Annotated in this window: 22 protein-coding genes; 7 read left to right on the plus strand and 15 right to left on the minus strand. The window is 69.5% G+C overall.

Annotated features, from left to right (window positions below):
* Positions 1–7 precede the first annotated feature (7 nt).
* Together ABD798_RS28735 and ABD798_RS28740 are read right to left on the minus strand one after the other, a co-directional pair.
* Entirely contained in the window at positions 8–568 is a 561-nt protein-coding gene (locus ABD798_RS28735) for a Trp biosynthesis-associated membrane protein (protein WP_344881476.1), read from the minus strand.
* Positions 561–2,108, minus strand: coding sequence for an anthranilate synthase component I (locus tag ABD798_RS28740; RefSeq protein ID WP_344881478.1), 1,548 nt, complete (start codon positions 2,106–2,108; stop codon positions 561–563). Before ABD798_RS28740 ends, ABD798_RS28735 begins: the two co-directional genes overlap by 8 nt.
* Before the next feature lie 96 nt (positions 2,109–2,204).
* On the opposite strand from ABD798_RS28740, the gene ABD798_RS28745 reads away from it, so the two are divergent.
* The gene (locus tag ABD798_RS28745; protein WP_344881481.1) at positions 2,205–2,819 is read left to right on the plus strand and encodes a TetR/AcrR family transcriptional regulator; all 615 of its coding nucleotides are present in this window, start codon (positions 2,205–2,207) and stop codon (positions 2,817–2,819) included.
* On the opposite strand, the gene hisI is transcribed toward ABD798_RS28745, so the two are convergent.
* The 3 genes from hisI to hisF are packed head-to-tail and all read right to left on the minus strand — an operon-like array spanning position 2,797 to position 4,279.
* On the minus strand, positions 2,797–3,153 hold the full coding sequence (hisI, locus tag ABD798_RS28750) for a phosphoribosyl-AMP cyclohydrolase (protein ID WP_344881483.1): 357 nt from the start codon (positions 3,151–3,153) through the stop codon (positions 2,797–2,799). The two genes, ABD798_RS28745 and hisI, sit on opposite strands and share 23 nt — an antisense overlap.
* Positions 3,150–3,509: a hypothetical protein gene (locus ABD798_RS28755; RefSeq protein ID WP_344881486.1), complete on the minus strand. Its 360-nt coding sequence runs from the start codon at positions 3,507–3,509 to the stop codon at positions 3,150–3,152. The genes hisI and ABD798_RS28755 overlap by 4 nt, the downstream gene beginning before the upstream one ends.
* Positions 3,506–4,279, minus strand: a complete 774-nt coding sequence (hisF, locus tag ABD798_RS28760) for an imidazole glycerol phosphate synthase subunit HisF (RefSeq protein WP_344881489.1) — start codon at positions 4,277–4,279, stop codon at positions 3,506–3,508. The genes ABD798_RS28755 and hisF overlap by 4 nt, the downstream gene beginning before the upstream one ends.
* A gap of 634 nt (positions 4,280–4,913) precedes the next feature.
* Between hisF and ABD798_RS28765 the strand changes: the two genes are divergently transcribed.
* Positions 4,914–5,606, plus strand: a complete 693-nt coding sequence (locus tag ABD798_RS28765; protein ID WP_344881492.1) for a Clp protease N-terminal domain-containing protein — start codon at positions 4,914–4,916, stop codon at positions 5,604–5,606.
* Here the strand turns inward: ABD798_RS28765 and priA are convergent.
* The 4 genes from priA to ABD798_RS28785 all read right to left on the minus strand — a co-directional run bounded on the left by priA (position 5,603) and on the right by ABD798_RS28785 (position 8,782).
* Complete coding sequence (gene priA, locus ABD798_RS28770; RefSeq protein WP_344881495.1) at positions 5,603–6,340, minus strand: bifunctional 1-(5-phosphoribosyl)-5-((5-phosphoribosylamino)methylideneamino)imidazole-4-carboxamide isomerase/phosphoribosylanthranilate isomerase PriA; 738 nt, start codon at positions 6,338–6,340, stop codon at positions 5,603–5,605. The genes ABD798_RS28765 and priA overlap by 4 nt on opposite strands.
* A gap of 14 nt (positions 6,341–6,354) precedes the next feature.
* Positions 6,355–6,984, minus strand: coding sequence for an imidazole glycerol phosphate synthase subunit HisH (gene hisH / locus ABD798_RS28775; protein WP_344881498.1), 630 nt, complete (start codon positions 6,982–6,984; stop codon positions 6,355–6,357).
* 158 nt (positions 6,985–7,142) lie between these two features.
* Complete coding sequence (locus ABD798_RS28780) at positions 7,143–8,021, minus strand: transketolase family protein (protein WP_344883615.1); 879 nt, start codon at positions 8,019–8,021, stop codon at positions 7,143–7,145.
* A 59-nt stretch (positions 8,022–8,080) separates the two neighbouring features.
* A complete protein-coding gene (locus tag ABD798_RS28785; protein WP_344881501.1) occupies positions 8,081–8,782 on the minus strand; it encodes a transketolase in 702 nt (233 codons plus the stop codon).
* A 55-nt stretch (positions 8,783–8,837) separates the two neighbouring features.
* Here ABD798_RS28785 and soxR point away from each other — a divergent pair, with 55 nt between their 5' ends.
* Both soxR and ABD798_RS28795 read left to right on the plus strand, forming a co-directional pair.
* Positions 8,838–9,302: a redox-sensitive transcriptional activator SoxR gene (gene soxR / locus ABD798_RS28790; RefSeq protein ID WP_344881504.1), complete on the plus strand. Its 465-nt coding sequence runs from the start codon at positions 8,838–8,840 to the stop codon at positions 9,300–9,302.
* Between the two features lie 271 nt (positions 9,303–9,573).
* Positions 9,574–10,107: an RNA 2'-phosphotransferase gene (locus tag ABD798_RS28795; protein WP_344881507.1), complete on the plus strand. Its 534-nt coding sequence runs from the start codon at positions 9,574–9,576 to the stop codon at positions 10,105–10,107.
* Positions 10,108–10,120: 13 nt separating this feature from the next.
* Here ABD798_RS28795 and ABD798_RS28800 read toward each other — a convergent pair whose 3' ends face one another.
* The 5 genes from ABD798_RS28800 to hisD all read right to left on the minus strand — a co-directional run bounded on the left by ABD798_RS28800 (position 10,121) and on the right by hisD (position 13,920).
* Positions 10,121–10,279, minus strand: coding sequence for a hypothetical protein (locus ABD798_RS28800; RefSeq protein ID WP_344881510.1), 159 nt, complete (start codon positions 10,277–10,279; stop codon positions 10,121–10,123).
* Positions 10,280–10,343: 64 nt separating this feature from the next.
* Complete coding sequence (locus ABD798_RS28805) at positions 10,344–10,715, minus strand: peptidase inhibitor family I36 protein (RefSeq protein ID WP_344881513.1); 372 nt, start codon at positions 10,713–10,715, stop codon at positions 10,344–10,346.
* Positions 10,716–10,851: 136 nt separating this feature from the next.
* Positions 10,852–11,451: an imidazoleglycerol-phosphate dehydratase HisB gene (gene hisB, locus ABD798_RS28810; protein ID WP_344881516.1), complete on the minus strand. Its 600-nt coding sequence runs from the start codon at positions 11,449–11,451 to the stop codon at positions 10,852–10,854.
* Entirely contained in the window at positions 11,448–12,566 is a 1,119-nt protein-coding gene (locus ABD798_RS28815) for a histidinol-phosphate transaminase (RefSeq protein ID WP_425549284.1), read from the minus strand. Before ABD798_RS28815 ends, hisB begins: the two co-directional genes overlap by 4 nt.
* Positions 12,567–12,597: 31 nt before the next feature.
* Entirely contained in the window at positions 12,598–13,920 is a 1,323-nt protein-coding gene (gene hisD / locus ABD798_RS28820; protein WP_344881519.1) for a histidinol dehydrogenase, read from the minus strand.
* A gap of 232 nt (positions 13,921–14,152) precedes the next feature.
* On the opposite strand from hisD, the gene ABD798_RS28825 reads away from it, so the two are divergent.
* The 3 genes from ABD798_RS28825 to ABD798_RS28835 all read left to right on the plus strand — a co-directional run bounded on the left by ABD798_RS28825 (position 14,153) and on the right by ABD798_RS28835 (position 18,189).
* Positions 14,153–15,451, plus strand: a complete 1,299-nt coding sequence (locus ABD798_RS28825) for a M14 family metallopeptidase (protein WP_344881522.1) — start codon at positions 14,153–14,155, stop codon at positions 15,449–15,451.
* Between the two features lie 80 nt (positions 15,452–15,531).
* Entirely contained in the window at positions 15,532–16,815 is a 1,284-nt protein-coding gene (locus tag ABD798_RS28830; protein ID WP_344881525.1) for a M14 family metallopeptidase, read from the plus strand.
* Positions 16,816–16,926: 111 nt separating this feature from the next.
* A complete protein-coding gene (locus ABD798_RS28835; RefSeq protein WP_425549285.1) occupies positions 16,927–18,189 on the plus strand; it encodes a M14 family metallopeptidase in 1,263 nt (420 codons plus the stop codon).
* A gap of 67 nt (positions 18,190–18,256) precedes the next feature.
* Here the strand turns inward: ABD798_RS28835 and ABD798_RS28840 are convergent, their stop codons facing one another.
* A complete protein-coding gene (locus ABD798_RS28840) occupies positions 18,257–18,589 on the minus strand; it encodes a hypothetical protein (protein WP_344881528.1) in 333 nt (110 codons plus the stop codon).
* Positions 18,590–18,624: the final 35 nt, after the last annotated feature.

An 18,624-nucleotide genomic window follows, 5' to 3' on the forward strand; every position in this document is an offset into this window, starting at 1 on the left:
CTGGCTGTCAAGGGTCTTTCCGGGCGGTGACCGTGGGATCACTCCCCGAGTCCAACGCCTCCCACACCTCCCGGTCGGGATCGGAGGCCCTGGCGTTACTCCCGGTGTCGTAGCGAGCACCGAGCGCGGGCATCCGGCCACCGCCCAGCAGCACGGCCAGACCGGCCGCGAACAGCAGCCCGAGCCCGCTCAGGCCGAGCACCGGGCCCGCACCCCTCGACGCCCCGAGCGCGACGTCAGCGCTGGTCAGAGCGCCGGTGAACCACAAAGTGGTGGCACCGGCGGCCAGCAGGAGCAGCAGCGCGCCGACGACTCGGCGCAGCGCTCCGCCGGTCGCCAGGACCCCCGCGATCCCGGCGAGGCAGAGCAGCGCCAGCGGGATCAGCGCGGGCACCTGGTCGGCCCCGGTCGGCGGCTTCGCCGCCAGGGCCGCCGCGCCGGAGGCGTCGAACCACGCGATCGTGGAGGAGCCCCAGAGCAGTCCGGCCGCGGCGAGCAACAGCAGCACGACCGTCCACATGAGACTGCGGGCGGGCCGGACGGCTTGCCCGCCAACGGGCTCATCCACCGCTGACACCGTCCACGGCCAACGCCATCGTGTCGGCGGTGGCGATCGCCGAGAGCACGGCGCGGGCCTTGTTGAGGCACTCCTGGTCCTCGGAGATCGGGTCGGAGTCGGCGACGATGCCCGCGCCCGCCTGGACGTAGGCAACGCCCTCGCGCACGAGCGCGGTGCGGATGGCGATCGCGGTGTCGGCGTCGCCCGCGAAGTCCAGGTAGCCGACGACGCCGCCGTAGAGGCCGCGCCGGGTCGGCTCCAGCTCCTCGATCAGCTCCATCGCGCGCGGCTTCGGCGCCCCGGAGAGGGTGCCTGCCGGGAAGCAGGCCGCGACCGCGTCGTAGGCGGTGCGGTCGTCGGCGAGCTGCCCGGTCACGGTGGAGACGATGTGCATGACGTGGCTGTAGCGCTCGATGCGGAAGAACTCCACGACGGTGACCGAGCCCGGCTTGCAGACGCGGCCGAGGTCGTTGCGGGCCAGGTCGACCAGCATCAGGTGCTCGGCGCGCTCCTTCTCGTCGTGCAGGAGGTCCTTGGCCAGCAGCGCGTCCTCCTCCTCGTCAGCTCCGCGCCAGCGCGTCCCGGCGATGGGGTGCGTGGTCGCCTTGCCGTCGCGGACGGTGACCAGCGCCTCCGGGCTGGAGCCGACGATCGCGAAGCCGTCGAGGTTGAGCAGGTACATGTACGGGCTGGGGTTGGTGGTGCGCAGGACCCGGTAGATGTCCAGCGGGTCGGCGCCGGTCTCCAGCTCGAAGCGCTGCGAGACCACGACCTGGAACGCCTCGCCCGCGTGGATGGCCTCCTTGGCCTTCTCCACGGCCGCGGTGTAGTCGGCGGTGCTGCGGCGCCGGGTGAAGCGCGGCTCCGGGCGGGAGAACACCGCCGCGCTGGGCGCCGCCGAGGTGCACAGCCGCGCGGTCATGTCCTCCAGGCGCGCGACGGCCTCGTCGTAGGCGGCGTCGACGCGCTCGTCGGTGTCGTCCCAGTTGATCGCGTTCGCGATGAGCGTGATCGTGCCCTCGTGGTGGTCCATCGCGGCGAGGTCCATCGCCAGCAGCATCACCAGCTCGGGGATCTCCAGGTCCTTCTCGGCCAGCTCGGGCAGCGCCTCCAGCCTGCGCACCACGTCGTAGCCGAGGTAGCCGACCATGCCGCCGGTCAGCGGGGGCATGCCGGGCAGCGCGTCGGTGTGCAGCAGCCGCATGGTCTCGCGCAGCGCCACCAGCGGGTCGCCGTCCTGCGGCAGGCCCACCGGCGGGGTGCCGGTCCAGGTGGCGTGGCCGTCCACCACGGTCAGCGCGGCCGGGCTGTGCGCGCCCACGAAGGACCAGCGCGACCAGGAGCGGCCGTTCTCGGCGGACTCGAAGAGGAAGGTCCCGGGCCGGGCGGCGCCGAGCTTGCGGTAGACCCCGACCGGGGTCTCGCCGTCGGCGAGCAGTCGCCGGACCACCGGGATGACGCGGCGGTCCCTGGCGAGTTCGCGGAACTCCTCGCGGGTGGGGCTGATCTCCCCCATCGCCGTCCTGCCGGGCGCGAGCACACTGACCATGGGGGACATTGTGCCCGGTCGTTGACGGGGCCCGTGACCACGGCCCATTATTTCCGCAGCTGTTGAATAAAGGCCCGATGGGGCAGGACGGTGGACGTGAGCACCGAGACGCAAGATAACGCACCGCGCAGACGGGGACGGCGGCCCGCGGGCGAGGACACCCGCCGCGCGCTGCTGGAGGCCGCGCGCCGTTCCTTCGCCGAGAACGGCTTCGCCGGGGCGACCGTGCGCGCCATGGCCACCGAGGCCGGGGTGGACGCGGCGATGGTCAACCACTGGTTCGGCGGCAAGGAGGGCTTGTTCGCCGCCGCGATGGAGCTGCCGGTGGACCCCAAGCAGATCAGCGAGATGCTGCTGACCGGCCCGTTGGAGGAGATGGGCGAGCGCATCGTGCGCACGTTCCTCGGCGTCTGGGACGGCGCGGGCGGCGGAGCGTTCGTCGCGCTGATGCGCAGCGCCTCCAGCAACGAGAACGCCGCGCGGATGCTGCGCGAGTTCATATCCACCATGGTCTTCGGCCCGATCGCGAAGCGGGTCGGGCCCGACCGCCCCGACCTGCGCGCGTCGCTGTGCGGCACGCAGATCGCCGGGCTCGGCATGGTCCGCTACGTGATCAAGTTGGAGCCGCTGGCCTCGGCCGACCACGACACGCTCGCCACGTCGGTCGGGCCGAACCTCCAGCGCTACCTCACCGGGGATCTTGGGCTGTGAGCAGCACGTCGGTGTCGAAGCAGGTCCGCGTCCCGGTGTGGCAGGCCGCGCCTTCCTGGTCCACCACGAGCAGCACCGTGTCTCCGTCGCAGTCCAGGCGCACCTCGTGCACCTGCTGCGTGTGCCCGGAGGTCTCGCCCTTCACCCAGTACTGCTGACGGCTGCGCGAGTAGTAGGTGGCGCGGCGTGTGGTCAGCGTGCGGTGCAGCGCCTCGTCGTCCATCCACGCCACCATCAGCACCTCGCCGGTGCCGCGTTGTTGTGCCACAGCGCAGAAAAGGCCGTCCGCGTTGCGCTTCAGCCGCTCGGCGATCTTCGGGTCGAGCTTGGTCACCGTCGCTCCAGGAACTTCCGCATCGGGCCGGTGCTGAGCAGCACGACGGCGTAGATCTGTGCCGCGCCAACGATTCCCGAGATCACGCGAGCGATGACGGGGCCGTCTCCGAGCACCACCAACAGGTGCAGCAACCCCGCGAAGATCGCGATGGCGATCGCGCCCGCCCTGGCGATGCCGATGCGGGCCATGATGCTGCCCGCCGCGACGAGGGAAAGCGCCAGCAGCACCAACGGAAGCACGATCAGGTCCGCTCCGCCTTCGGCGGCCCAGCGCACGAGTCCGGCGACGAGGAAGACCAGCTCGGCGCCGACCAGACAGGCCAGCGTCGCCCACAGTTCGACGGGGCGCTTCACCTGACCGTCACCCCGGCCTCGCGCAGGCCGTCCTTGACCTCGCCGATCCGCAACTGTCCGAAGTGGAACACGCTGGCCGCGAGGACCGCGTTCGCCCCCGCTTCCACTGCGGGCGGGAAGTGCTCGACCGCACCCGCTCCCCCGCTCGCGATCAGCGGAACGGTCACGGCAGCGCGCACGAGCCCGAGCAGCTCCAGGTCGAACCCGGCCTTCGTGCCGTCGGCGTCCATGGAGTTCAACAGGATCTCGCCGACACCGAGTTCTTGGCCGCGCGTGGCCCATTCCACCGCGCATATCCCGGTGCCGCGCCTGCCTCCGTGCGTGGTGACCTCGAACCCGGACTTCGTGGGTTGGCCCCCTTCCGGCACCCGACGCGCGTCCACCGAGAGCACGATGCACTGCGCGCCGAAACGCACCGACGCCTCGCGCAGCAGCTCCGGTCGCGCGATGGCCGCCGTGTTCAGACTGACCTTGTCCGCGCCCGCGCGCAGCAGCTTGTCGACGTCGTCGACCTCACGCACGCCGCCGCCGACGGTGAGCGGGATGAACACCTGCTCCGCCGTGCGGCGCACCACGTCGTAGGTGGTCTCGCGGCTCCCCGAGGAAGCCGTGATGTCCAAGAAGGTCAGCTCGTCCGCGCCCTCGGCGTCGTAGGTCCGCGCCAGCTCAACGGGATCGCCCGCGTCGACCAGGTTGGTGAAGTTGACGCCCTTCACCACGCGCCCGTTGTCGACGTCCAGACAGGGGATCACTCGCACAGCAACCGTCACCCCCGAAGCCTACGGGAGCCCCCGTCCCCCTTCGCGTTTTGGCGTGGCCCCTTCGCGTTTTGGCAACACGATGCGATCAGGGAGCGCTCCCGCGCACAAGTTGTTGCCAAAACGCGAACCTGTGCGCTCCAGTGACAGCCCTTGGGCCCGGCACTCTGCGGCTGCGACGCCAGCGAGGTCGTCTCAGCGAGATGTTCCGGCGACGGCGCCAGGCCGTGGCTCGCGCACCGGGTTCGCCGGTCTTCAAGACCCACAAACCTCGGCCCCGGCCGTCTTCAACGACCACAAACCTCGCGGGGCAGCCGGGTTTGAGGCGGTTAGCGATGATCGACAAGGGGGTTTGTGGGTCTTGAAGACACCCCAACCGTCCGCGGCACCGTTACCGGCGTCGTCGGCTCGCCCATTCGCAGCACGGGCTTCAGCACGCGGTGCTCCGGAGTGCCGGCGCGGCGGCCGGTGATACAAATTCCACCCAGTCACCCGTTAGAGCATCCCTGAGCTGGCCTTTCCGGCATTCCGAGCCACGATTGCCGAGGGGTGCCCCCGGGTGGGTGGGGGCTGTAGTGAGGGCGCGACGAGGCGACTTCGTCAACTCGGGGTTGACGTCGGAGGGTCGTCAACTTAGGGTTGACGCATGACATCGACACCAGTTCGGCTCGACGACCTGATCACCTACGTGAAGACCCAGTACCCGGACGGCTCGCCGCTGGAGCACCTCAGCGCGGCCGTGCTCACCGGCGAGCGCCTCGGCGAGGTCGCGGACCACCTGATCGGCCACTTCGTGGACCAGGCGCGCCGCGGTGGCGCCTCCTGGACGGAGATCGGCCAGAGCATGGGAGTGACCAAGCAGGCCGCGCAGAAGCGCTTCGTGCCCAGCAAGGAGATGGACAAGATGACGATGGAGAGCTTCACCCGCTACACCGACGACGCCCGCAAGGTCTTGGTCCAGGCACAGGAAGAAGCGCGCGCCGCGGGCAACACCGAGATCGGCACCGAGCACATCCTGCTCGGCCTGCTGCACGCGCCGGAAGGCTTGGCGGCACAGGCCTTGGCCGCCGAGGGCGCGAGCGAGCAGGTCGTCCGCGCGGCGGTGACCCAGGTGCTCACCCCGGCGCTGCCGGAGGTCCCCGAGCACATCCCGTTCACCGGCAGCGCCAAGAAGGTCATCCAGCTGACGCTGCGGGAGTCCTTGCGGCACAACAGCAAGCACATCGGCACCGAGCACATCCTGCTGGCGCTGCTGCGCGAGGAGGCCGGGACGGGCGCACAGGTCGTCACCGGCCTCGGCGTCTCCCGCGAGAAGGTCGAGGCCAGGCTGGCGGGCTAGCCCGCGACCGCGGCCAGGGCCTCGGGCAGCGTGAAAGCCTTGGCGTAGAGCGCCTTGCCGACGATGGCCCCTTCGAGCCCGAGCGGGGCCAGCTCGGCCAGCGCCCGCAGGTCGTCCACACTGGACACTCCGCCGGATGCGATCACCGGCTTGTCCGTGCGGCCGCAGATCTCGCGCAGCAGGTCCACGTTCGGCCCCTGGAGCGTGCCGTCCTTGGACACGTCGGTGACGACGTAACGGGAGCAGCCGTCCCGCTCCAGGCGCTCCAGCACCTCCCACAGGTCGCCGCCGTCGGAGGTCCAACCCCGGCCCTTGAGCCGGTAAACGCCGTCCTCGGTGCTCCGGACATCGAGGCCGACGGCGACCTGTTCCCCGTGCGCGGCAAGGACTTTCGCGCACCACTCGGGGCTCTCCAGCGCGGCGGTGCCGAGGTTCACCCGCGCGCAGCCCGTGGCCAGCGCGGCGGCCAGCGAAGCGTCGTCGCGGATACCGCCCGACAGCTCCACCTTCACGTCCAGCTTCGCGACCATGTCGGCGAGCAGCGCGCGGTTGTCCCCGCGCCCGAACGCCGCGTCCAGGTCGACGAGGTGGATCCACTCGGCGCCGCCGTCCTGCCAGGCCATGGCCGCGTCGAACGGGGTGCCGTAAGCGGTCTCGGTGCCCGCCTCGCCCTGGGTGAGCCGGACGGCCTTGCCCTCGACCACGTCGACGGCCGGGAACAGCGTGAAAGTCACGGGAATACCTTCTGCTAGAGCGTGTTCAGCCAGTTGCGCAGGATGTGCGCGCCGGTGTCGCCGGACTTCTCCGGGTGGAACTGCGTCGCCCACAGCGGCCCGTTCTCCACGGCCGCGACGAAGTCCTCGCCGTGGTGGGCCCAGGTGACCAGCGGCGGCGTGAAGGCGCCGGAGGCGTCCAGCTCCCACTTGCGCACGCCGTAGGAGTGCACGAAGTAGAAGCGGGCGTCATCGTCGAGCCCCGCGAAGAACTGGCTGCCCGACGGAGCGCGGACGGTGTTCCACCCCATGTGCGGCAGGACGTCCGCGTGCAGGCGCTCGACGGTGCCCGGCCACTCGCCGCAGCCCTCGTCGGTGACGCCGTGCTCGACGCCGCGCTCGAACAGCGCCTGCATCCCCACGCAGATCCCGAGAACCGGGCGTCCGCCCGCGAGCCGCTCGCCGATGATGCGCGGCCCCTGCACGGAGCGCAGCCCCGCCATGCACGCACCGAACGCGCCGACCCCGGGGACCACCAGACCGTCGGCCGCGAGCGCCGCGCGATGGTCCGCGGTCACCTCGACGTCGGCACCGACGCGGCGCAGAGCGCGTTCGGCGGAGCGGAGGTTGCCGGAGCCATAGTCGAGCACGACGACGCGGGACACCCTCTCAGGCTAGTCGTCACCCCCGCCCACCCGCGAACCCGTTACCCCTCCCCGTGACCCCCGCCACCCCCGCCGTATGCACCAAACGACCCGTTGAGGTACTTGAACGCACTGAACGGGTCGTTCAGTGCGCTCAACGCACCAATGGGGCCGTTCGCTCAGCCCAGGAAGTGGGTGATGGAGTGGTGGAGCCCGGCAGTGTCGAGGCCGTGGACGACGTCGTGCTGCTCAGCGGTTCCGTAGGCGCGGACCTCCTCCTCGCGGCCCACACCGAGCGCGAGCAGCCGGTGCGGGACGTCGGCCAGCGCGGTCGCGACCTTGTGCGCCGAAGTGCCCCGAAGATACGGCTCCACCAGAACGACGTTCGCGTTCGAACCCACCGCCGCGCGCAGCCCAGCGTGGTCGAAGGGCCGCACGGTCGCGGCGTAGAGCACGGTGACGTCCACAGTGGACGTTGCGGCGAGCACGCTGTCCAGCATCGGACCGACCGCGACGACGACGCCCTTGCTCCCCGTGCGAACGGCGGTGAAGCCCTCAACAGAATGCGCGCGCGAGTTGCGCCGGGTGGACAGGCGGAGGTAGACGCGGTCATCACCGGCGAGCGCGGTGGACAGCAGCGCGCGGACCTCGTCCTGGTGGCCAGGAACGTGAATCGTCCAGCCGGGCAGCGTGTCGATCAGCGCGACGTCGCCGGGAGCCTGGTGGGTGCGCCCCCACACCGGGTCGTCGTAGGACGCGCCGATGCTGACGAGGACCGCACCGACGTCTTGGTGCCCGAGGTCGAGCTTGATCTGCTCGAAGGGCCGCTCGATCAGGAACGGCGCGTAGCTGTGCGCCACCGGCCTCAGCCCGGTCAGCGCCATCCCGCCCGCGACGCCGATCATGGCCTGCTCGCGGATGCCCACGTTGACCACGCGCTCCGGGTGCCGCGAGCGCGCTTCGGCGAAGTTGCCCGCCGAGATGTCCGCTGTCACAACGGCGATGCGCGGATCGGTGTCCATGGCGGCGGTGACGGTCTCAACGAAAGCCTCGCGCATCGTGACGTCACTGGAAGCCAGTGCCAACGCGGTCTTGGTCCCGGCGAAATCGGCGGCGGTCACTCCGCACCTTCTTCCCTGATCACGGCGACCACGGCGCGCGGGCGGCCGGGGTGAGCCTCGGTGAACGCGCGGTAGAGCGCTTCCTGGTCGCGGCCGTCGACGGAGACGGTGTCCCAGCCCTCGACGGAGAACCGGCTCGCCATGCCGCCGGGCCAGCCGTGGCTCGCGGAGCCGTTGTCGATGGCCACCACGGTCAGCTGGTCGAGGCCGAGCCGTCCCGCGAGCGCGATCGCCTCGTGGTTGCTGCCCTCGTCGAACTCGCCGTCACCGACCAGCACGAACACCCTCGGCGCGGTGCGGCCCTGTGCGCGCAGCCCGAGGACCTGGCCGACGCCGAGCGCCAGCCCGTGGCCGAGCGAACCCGCGCCGATCTCCACGCCCGGCACCAGGACCCGGTCCGGGTGCTGGCCGAGCGGCGAGCCGTAGTCGGTCCAATCGTCCAATGTGGACGGATCGAGGAAGCCCTTCGCGGCGAGCACCGCGTAGTAGGCCATCGGCCCGTGCCCCTTGGAGAGCAGGAAACGGTCTCGGTCCGGGTCCTCGACCCGCTCCGGCGAGACGTTGAGGACACGGTCGTAGAGCGTCCACAGCGCGGGCAGCGTGGAGGTCGCCGCCCACTCGTGCTTCTCGTCCCCGGACATGCGCCGGAAGAGGTCCGGCAGTTCGGACCAGCCCCTCTTCAAGATCCCCTGTGTCATGGGACCACGGTGCAACCTCGACTTAGCTAGAGGTCAAGCAGTAGGGTCCCGTCCCATGGCGGAATCGCTCACCTGGCTGACGATCGGCGACGTGGCCTCGCGCAGCGGGGTCCCGCACACCTCGTTGCGCTTCTACGAGGACAAGGGCCTGATCGTCTCCGAGCGCACCGCCGGCAACCAGCGCCGCTACGCGCGCTCCGTGCTGCGCAGGCTCGCCTTCATCCGCTCCGCCCAACGCGTCGGGCTCACCCTGGAGGACGTGCGCGACGCGCTCGCCACCCTGCCGGACAACCGCACCCCGACCAAGGCCGACTGGGCCCGCTTGTCCAAGGCCTGGGACAAGGAGCTGGAGATCCGCATCGACGCGCTGCACCGCCTGCGCGAACGGCTGGCGTCGTGCATCGGGTGCGGCTGCCTGTCGCTCAAGGTGTGCGGGCTCTACAACGAGAACGACGAGCAGGCCCAGTACGGCCCCGGCGCGCACAAGCTCAAGCCCGCCGCCGAGGGCGGCCGAGACTGAGTCGCGCGAGAAACCGTCACCTCACACCTACCAGGTAGCTCGATGCGGCGCCGTTGAAGTGTTCGCCAACGTTCGGCACTTTATCCCAGGACAAGTCGCCGGGTTCGCCAGTCTTCAAGACCAACAAACCCCGGCCTTCGAGGTCTTCAACGACAACAAACCCTGACAGAGCGCCGGGGTTTGTGGGTCTTGAAGACACCCAGACCCCGGAGCGGATGCTTCGCGGGCGGGGCGGGCTCTAAGAACTTGCGCGGGGTGCTGGACTGGTGCCATGAACGAAGCACGACTCGTGAGCGTGTCGAAGCGGATGTCCCGCCACCTCCGCCACGCCCCCGAGGAGATCGGGATCACCCTGGACGCGGCGGGCTGGGTGGCGGTCGCGGACCTCATCGCCGCACTGCGCATCACGCGCGCGGAACTGGAAACAGTGGTGGCGGGCAACGACAAACGGCGCTTCGCCTTCGACGAGACCGGCGAACTGATCCGCGCCAGCCAAGGGCACAGCGTCGCCGTCGACCTCGGCCTTGAGGCAGCCGTCCCGCCCGCAACCCTCTATCACGGCACAGTCGAACGATTCCTGCCCGCGATCCTCAGCGAGGGACTGCGGCCGATGAAGCGCCACGCCGTGCACCTGTCGGCGGACGTCGAGACCGCGCACCGCGTCGGCAGCCGCCGGGGCTCCGCCACGATCTTGGTGATCGACGCGGCCGCGATGTCCGCCGACGGCCACACCTTCCACCGCAGCGCGAACGGCGTCTGGCTGACCTCAACCGTCCCGCCGCGCTACCTGACGCGGCGGGCGTAGTCGCCGGGCCGGGTCAGGTGGTGGAGATCCACCACGCCACGGCGCCCGCGCCCGCGAGGACGGCGCCGAAGAGCAACAGGATCGCGATGAGCTTCATCGACTTCCACAGCGTGTACGCGCCACCGATGAGGAAGCCAGCGAGGGCGAGCAGGGCGATGTACACGTAATCCATGCGCGCAGGTTAGAGCACGACTCCGCGCGGCCGGGACACCGGTGACCTTCGTGGCCGCAGAAGGTCATCTCCCTTCGAACCTGTAGCTCTCCGTGTCGTTGTTGAAGCCGAGCCTGCTGAGTTCGGGGTACCACCCCGGGTTCAGCAACAGGCTCCTGCCCTGACAATTGTCGTCGGCGTAGAGCCGGACAGAGTGCCCGGTGTTGTTGCTGAGCGAGCTGATCTCGTTGTCACCGTTCCAGCCTGCGATTTCCTGACAGCCGGACACCGCCGCCGACTTCGCGTAGAGGGAGTCCGAATACCAGTCGTCCTCCCACATGCACAGCTTGTAGCTGCAATCATCCGCGTTGGCCGAGGCAGGCGCGACGCCTGCCAGCATCGCACCCACGGCCACGAGCACCGCCACAACGGAACCGAGCACTGTTCGTAATCGCATGACTCTCCACAACCTCATCAACGGGACAGAAATCGCCCGCAGCGTAGGTTCGCGAAATGTGAAGCCTCATACGATTCAGTGACACGTGAATCGCGGAACGATCCCGGCAGCTGGAATCCAATCGATTTCGCGCAGGTCAGAGAACGCCCTTGGTGGACGGGATTCCGGTGACCCTGGGGTCGAGCTCGACGGCCGCGCGCAACGCTCGCGCGATGGCCTTGAACTGGGCCTCGGTGATGTGGTGCGGGTCCCGACCGTGGACCACGCGCACGTGCAGGGCGATGCGCGCGTGGAAAGCCAGCGACTCGAACACGTGCCGGTTGAGCACGGCCGGGTAGTTGTTGCCGATGGTGTAGCCAGCCATGAGGTCGGGCTCGCCAACGTGCACGCAGTACGGCCGCCCGGAGACGTCCACGGCGGCGTGGGCCAGGGTCTCGTCCATCGGAATCCACGCGTCACCGAAGCGGCGGATGCCGGACGCGTCGCCGATGGCCTCGCGCAGGGCTTGGCCGAGCACGATCGCGGTGTCCTCGACGGTGTGGTGCGCGTCGATCTCCACGTCACCGGTGGCTCGCACGACGAGGTCGAAGGACGCGTGCGCGCCGAGCGCGGTCAGCATGTGGTCGAAGAACGGCACGCCGGTGCTGATGTCGACCTTGCCGGCGCCGTCGAGGTCGAGCTCGACGTGGATCGAGGACTCCTTGGTCGTGCGCTCGATCTTGGCGATCCGGTTCACCGCTGCACCTCCGTTGCCACTTCCTTGCTCGCGGCCAGGAAGGCGTCGTTCTCGTCGGGGACCCCGATGGTCACCCGCAGGTGGCCCGCGATGCCGATGTCCCTGATCAGCACTCCACGGTCCAAATAGGACTTCCAGACAGCCGCCGCGTCCTCGAACTGTCCAAAAAGGACGAAGTTCGCGTCGCTCGGCACCACGGCGAAACCCATGCCGCCCAAGGCCTCCACGACGCGGTCGCGTTCGGCGGCCAACAGCGCGACCGAGCCGAGCGTGGCGTCCGCGTGCCGCAGCGAAGCCAGGGCGGCGGCCTGTGTCAGCGCGGACAGGTGGTACGGCAGCCGCACGAGCTGGAGCGCGTCGACCACGGCGGGCGCGGCGGCGAGGTAGCCGAGCCGACCACCGGCGAACGCGAACGCCTTGCTCATGGTGCGCGAGACGATCAGCCTGCCGCCGCACTCGCCGATCAGCGAGACAGCACTGGGCTGCGCGGAGAACTCCGCGTACGCCTCGTCCACCACGACCATGCCCGGAGCCGCCGCGACGAGCCTGCGCAGGTCCTCGGCGGGGATCGACTGGCCGGTCGGATTGTTGGGACTGGTCAGGAAAACGACGTCGGGCTGCCGCTCAGTGATCAGAGCGACTGCCGCGTCGGCGTCGAGCGAGAAGTCAGCGCGGCGCGGCGCGGACAGCCACTCGGTGCGCGTGCCCGCCGCGATGATCGGGTGCATCGAGTACGACGGCTCGAAGCCGACCGCGACGCGGCCCGGACCGCCGAACGCCTGGAGGACCTGTTGCAGGATCTCGTTGGAACCGTTGGCGGCCCACAGGTTCTCCGTGGCGAGCGCGACGCCGGTCGCGCGCGTCAGGTACTCCGCCAGCGCGGTGCGCAGCTCGACGGCGTCCCGGTCGGGGTAGCGGTGCAGCCGCTCAGCCGCATCGCGCGTCGCCGCGGCCACGTCGGCGACGAGGGCCGGAGGCGGCGGGTACGGGTTTTCGTTGGTGTTGAGCCGAACCGCGACGTCCAGCTGCGGTGCCCCGTACGGCGAGCGCCCGCGCAGGTCCTCGCGCAGCGGCAGCCCGTCGAGAGAAAAATCGGAACCCAAGGGCAGTGTCATGACGCCTCCGCGGAGAAAAGTACGTCGGCGTTCATGCGCCACCACCGAAGCGCGCGGTGACCGCCTGGCCGTGCGCGGGCAGGTCCTCGGCGTTAGCCAGGGCCACCACCTGGGAAGCCACCTCCGCCAGCGCCTCGCGGGTGTACTCGACGACGTGGACGCCGCGCAGGAAGGTCTGCACACTCAGCCCGGAGGAGTGCCGCGCGCAGCCGCCGGTGGGCAGCACGTGGTTCGAGCCGGCGCAGTAGTCGCCGAGCGAGACCGGCGAGTACGGGCCGACGAAGATCGCCCCGGCGGAGCGGACGCGCGCGGCCACCTCGGCGGCGTTCACCGTCTGGATCTCCAGGTGCTCGGCGGCGTAGGTGTCGACGACCCGCAGCCCTTCGTCCACAGTGGACACCAGCATGCAGCCGGACTGCCTGCCGCCCAACGCCGTCCGCACGCGCTCGGAGTGCTTGGTCGCGGCGACCTGGGCGAGCAGCTGCGCGTCGACGGCGTCGGCCAGCTCCTCGGAGGTCGTCACCAGCACGCTGGCGGCCTGCGGGTCGTGCTCGGCCTGGCTGATCAGGTCGGCGGCCACGTGCACCGGATCGGCGGTGTGGTCGGCCAGGATCGCGATCTCGGTCGGACCCGCCTCGGAGTCGATACCGATCAGCCCGCGCAACAGTCGCTTGGCGGCGGTCAGGTAGATGTTGCCCGGCCCGGTGACCGTGTCCACCGGCTCCAGAGCTCCGCCGTCGGTGTCCACGCCGCCGTAGGCCAGCAGCGCGACAGCCTGCGCGCCGCCGACCGCCCACACCTCGGTGACGTCGAGCAGCGCGCACGCGGCGAGCACGGTCGGGTGCGGCAGCCCGTCGAACGCGGCCTGCGGCGGCGAGCACACGACGAGCGACTCAACGCCCGCCACCTGTGCGGGCACCACGTTCATCACCACGGAGGACGGGTAGACCGCGAGGCCGCCGGGCGCGTAGAGACCGACGCGGGCGACAGGCACCCAGCGCTCGGTGACGGTGCCACCAGGCACGACGCGGGTGGTGGTGTCGGTGCGGCGCTGGTCGGCGTGCACCACGCGGGCGCGGGCGATGGAGGTCTCCAGCGCCTCGCGCACTGCCGGGTCCAGCTCGTCCAGGGCGCGCTTCAGCTCGGCCTCGGGCACGCGCACGCGCGCGGGGCGGACCTTGTCGAAGCGCTCGGCGAACTCCAGCACGGCCTCGACACCGCGTTCGCGGACCGCGTCCACCACTGGCCGGACCTGATGCAGCACGGCGTCCACGTCGACCTCGGCGCGCGGAAGGGATGCGCGCAGCTCGGCGGCGGACGGAACGCGACCACGGAGGTCGATGCGGCTCAGCATGGAGGAGCAGTCCTCGGTCTCTCGGAAGGGGACGGAAAGTTTGTGCTGGTCCCAGGGTAGGCGGTAGCCCACTCGGAGCAGAACCGAGTTCGGTGTGCGCTACGTCAACCTGGCCACACGAACGGGTTACAGCCCAGAGCACCCCTCCATGCCTCCGAAGTTATGTCTTGTCGACGCTCCGTGAGCTGGGCCACGCTGCACTGATCACACTCCGTCAACGTTCGGAGGCACGATGTTGACAAGGACCAAGCGGGCCCTGCTCGCGGTGGCTCTCGGCGCCTGCGCGGCGCTGGTCGCCTCGATCCCCGCTACCGCCACGGCGACCCCCGCGGCGGCGGCCCTGCAAGACCAGAACAACCAGACCGAAGACCGTGCGGTGTACCAGGTGCGCGGCACGGCGACGGTCGAACAGCGCACGGCGGTGGCGAACACGGGGATCGACGTCCTCGGCTTCGACGGCGCCGCGATGACCGTGATCGGCACCCCTGCCGAGATCGCGGCCCTGCGCGCCAAGGGCTTCCAGGTCGACCTGCACTCGCAGCTGCCCAAGCTCGACGAGGGCCCCGGGGTCCGCGACTTCCCGTCCGGCTACGCGGGCTACCACAACCTGGCCGAGCTGAACGCGGAGCTGAACAAGACGGTCGCGAACTTCCCGGCGCTGGCCAAGCTCTCCAGCATCGGCAAGAGCCACGAGGGCCGCGACCTCAACGTCATCAAGATCAGCGACAACGTCGGCACCGACGAGAACGAGCCGGAGGTGCTGTTCACCTGCGGGCAGCACGCGCGCGAGCACCTGACGATCGAGATGTGCCTGCGCATCGCGCAGCGCCTGACCTCCACCTACGCCAGCGACCCGGCGGTGAAGCGCTACGTCGACTCGCGGGAGATCTGGCTGGTGCCCAACGTCAACCCGGACGGCTCGGAGTACGACATCGCCAGCGGCCAGTTCCGCAGCTGGCGCAAGAACCGCCAGGGCGCGGGCACCGACCTCAACCGCAACTGGGACTTCAAGTGGGGCTGCTGCGGTGGTTCCTCGGGCAGCACGGGCAGTGAGACCTACCGCGGCCCGTCGCCGTTCTCCGCGCCGGAGACCCAGCGCGTGCGCGACTTCGTGAACTCGCGCGTGGTGGGCGGCAAGCAGCAGATCACCGCGCACATCGACTGGCACACCTACTCGGAGCTGGTGTTGTGGCCCTTCGGCTACACCACGGCCGACACGGCTCCGGGGCTGGACGCCGACCAGGCGCGGACCTTCTCCACGCTGGGCCGCCAGATGGCCCAGACCAACGGCTACACCCCGCAGCAGAGCAGTGACCTCTACATCACCGACGGTGGCATCAACGACTGGATGTGGGGTGTGCACAAGATCTGGAGCTACACCTTCGAGATGTACCCGAAGGACTTCTGGGGCGGCGGCTTCTACCCCAGGGACTCCGTGATCCAGCGCGAGACCACGCGCAACGACAAAGCAGTCGATCTGCTCTTGGAATATGCCGACTGCGTGCCCAGAGTGATCGGTAAGACCTGCTAGGTCTTCATGTTCTTCCAGGGGTGCTCCCACCAGCGCGGGTGGGAGCACCCCCGCCCCTGTGAACGCACCTGGAGGACCCTATGGCCACCCGACTCGGCCTCAGAGCCGTCGCGGTCGGCGCCTGCCTCGCCGTGATCGTGCCGACCTACGGCCTGGCGAACATGCCCGAGGCGGAGACGGTCTACACCGTCGACGGCGTCTCGGGCACCGACGCGCGCACGGAGGTCGTCTCCTCCGGCGCGGACGTGCTCGGCGTCGACCACGCCGAGATGACCGTCTCCGCCCTGCCCGGCGAAGCGAAGGCGTTGCGCGACAAGGGTTTCAAACTCACTGCGGTGGGTGACCGCGCGCGCCAGCTCGCCGAGCGCAGCGGCCCGGACGTCGTCGCGAGGGACTTCCCGCCCGCCGACGCGGGCTACCACAACTACACCGAGCTGACCGAGGCGCTGCGCAAGACCGAGCGCGACTTCCCCAACCTGGCCAAGCTCTCCAGCGTCGGGAAGAGCCACGAGGGCCGTGACGTCTGGCTGATGAAGCTCAGCAACAACGTCGGCACGGACGAGAACGAGCCGGAAACGATCTTCACCTGCAACCAGCACGCGCGCGAGCACCTGTCAGCGGAGATGTGCCTGCGCCGCGTCGTGCAGCGCTTCACCTCCGGCTACGCCACCGACCCGGCTGTCAAGAAGTTCATGGACAGCAGGGAGATCTGGGTGCTGCCGATGGTGAACCCGGACGGCATCGAGTACGACGTGGCAACCGGTACCTACAAGAGCTGGCGGCTCAACCGGCAGCCGAACGCGGGCAGCACCCGGATCGGCACCGACCTGAACCGCAACTGGGGCCACAAGTGGGGCTGCTGCGGCGGTTCCTCGTCCTCACCGGGCAGTGAGACCTACCGGGGCGCGAACCCGTTCTCCGCGCCGGAGACCAAGGTGGTCAGCGACTTCGTGAACTCGCGGGTGGTCGGTGGCAGGCAGCAGATCACCACGCACATCGACTTCCACACCTACGGCGAGCTGGTGATGTGGCCCTACGGCTACACCAAGGACGACACCACGCCCGACCTGAACTCCGAGCACCTGCGCGCCTTCAAGGAGCTCGGCACGCAGATGGCCACCAGCAACCGCTACAAGCCCCAGCAGGCCAGCGACCTCTACATCACCGACGGCGGTGTGCGGGACTGGATGTGGGGCCAGCACAGGATCTGGAGCTACACCTTCGAGATGTTCGGCGGGCAGTACGGCTTCTACCCGCCCGATGAGGTGATCGACCGCGAGACGAGTCGCAACGACAAGGCGGTCGACCTCATGCTGACCTACGCCGACTGCGTTCCCCGCGTCGTCGGGGGCAGCTGCGGCTGATCTTCGGGACAGGTAGGGCGTTCCGTCCGGTTCGCCCTACCAACGTCTCTTGCCGCGACGCCCAGCGAGGCCCCACGCTCCGATCAACCCTGCTCTCCTCGGAGGTACACCATGCGCAAGCGTCGCGGCCTGTTGGTGGCGATCTGTATGGCACTGCTGCTCCCCGGCGCGGTCGGCGCCGGCGCGGCCCCACCCGAGTCCTCCGGCGTCTACGACGTCACCGCCAAGACCGTCGAGCTGCGCACCGACGTCGCGTCGACGGGCGTGGACGTCTACTCCGTGCACGGCGACCGGATGACCGTCGCCGCCACCAAGGCGCAGGCGAAGGTGTTGCGCGACAAGGGCTTCGCCGTCACCTACCAGGGTGACGTGCAGGAGCAGCTGGCCGGGCTCACCTCCGGTCCGAGCGCGCGGGACTTCCCCTCCGGTTACGCGGGCTACCACAACTACGCGGAGATGACCGACGAGCTGCGCAAGGCCGCCGCGGACTTCCCGAACATCGCCAAGGTCTCCAGCATCGGCAAGAGCCACGAGGGCCGCGACATCTGGATGCTGAAGATCAGCGACAACGTGAACTCCGACGAGAACGAGCCCGAGGTCCTGTTCAACTGCAACATCCACGCCCGCGAGCACCTGACCGTGGAGATGTGCCTGCGCATCGCCAAGCGCTTCACCACCGGCTACGCGAGCAACTCCGCGATCAAGGGCGTCGTGGACTCGCGCGAGATCCTGATCGTGCCGAGCGTGAACCCCGACGGCGCCGAGTACGACATCGCCACCGGGCAGTTCCGCAGCTGGCGCAAGAACCGGCAGGCCCCCAGCGGCACCGACATCAACCGCAACTTCGGCTACAAGTGGGGCTGCTGCGGCGGTTCCTCCGGCAGCACGGGCAGCGAGACCTACCGCGGCCCCTCGGCCTTCTCCACTCCTGAGGCGCAGCGCATCCGCGACTTCGTGAACTCGCGCGTGGTCGGCGGCAAGCAGCAGATCACCGCGAACATCGACTTCCACACCTACTCGGAGCTGGTGCTGTGGCCCTTCGGATACACCCAGGACGACACCGCGCCGGGCCTGAACGCCGACGAGGCCAAGGCGTTCTCCACGCTGGGCAGGCAGATGGCGCAGACCAACGGCTACACGCCCCAGCAGGGCAGCGACCTCTACGTGACCGACGGCGACATCACCGACTGGATGTGGGGCCAGCACAAGATCTGGACCTACACCTTCGAGATGTACCCGAGCGGGGGCGGCGCGGGCGGCTTCTACCCGCGTGACACGGTCATCGAGCGGGAGACGGCCCGCAACGACAAGGCCGTCGACCTGCTGCTGTCCTACGCGGACTGCGTTCCCCGGGTCATCGGCAAAACCTGCTGATCTCACTGTGACGAAGGCCGCCTCCCCATTTCGGGAGGCGGCCTTCTCTTTTCGGTCCAGAACGAAATCAGACCTTCTTGACGACGATTTCGATCAGGTTGTTGTTGTCCATGTCCGTGTTGTGCTTGCCCTGCTTGTAGGTCTTCGGCGGCGTGACCGGCTTGCCGTCCGGGCGGGTGCCCCGGAAGTGCAGCGTGGCCTGGTAACCCTTGCTGACCTCGATGGACTTCGACGTCTTGTTGGCGATGTCGTGGGAACCACTGCCGTAGCAGGGCGAGGATTCACCCGAGGTCCAGCTCAGCTGCGCGCCCGTGCACCCGGCGGCCTGGGCGGCGACGGGCACCGACACCGAGGTGAGCAGAGCGAGGGCACCCGCGAGAAGAATGTTCGTGGAACGCATTCCACGATTTTCACGCACTTCGCGACCCCTCGCAA

The organism is Allokutzneria multivorans, from assembly GCF_039537405.1.
Lineage (GTDB): Bacteria > Actinomycetota > Actinomycetes > Mycobacteriales > Pseudonocardiaceae > Allokutzneria > Allokutzneria multivorans.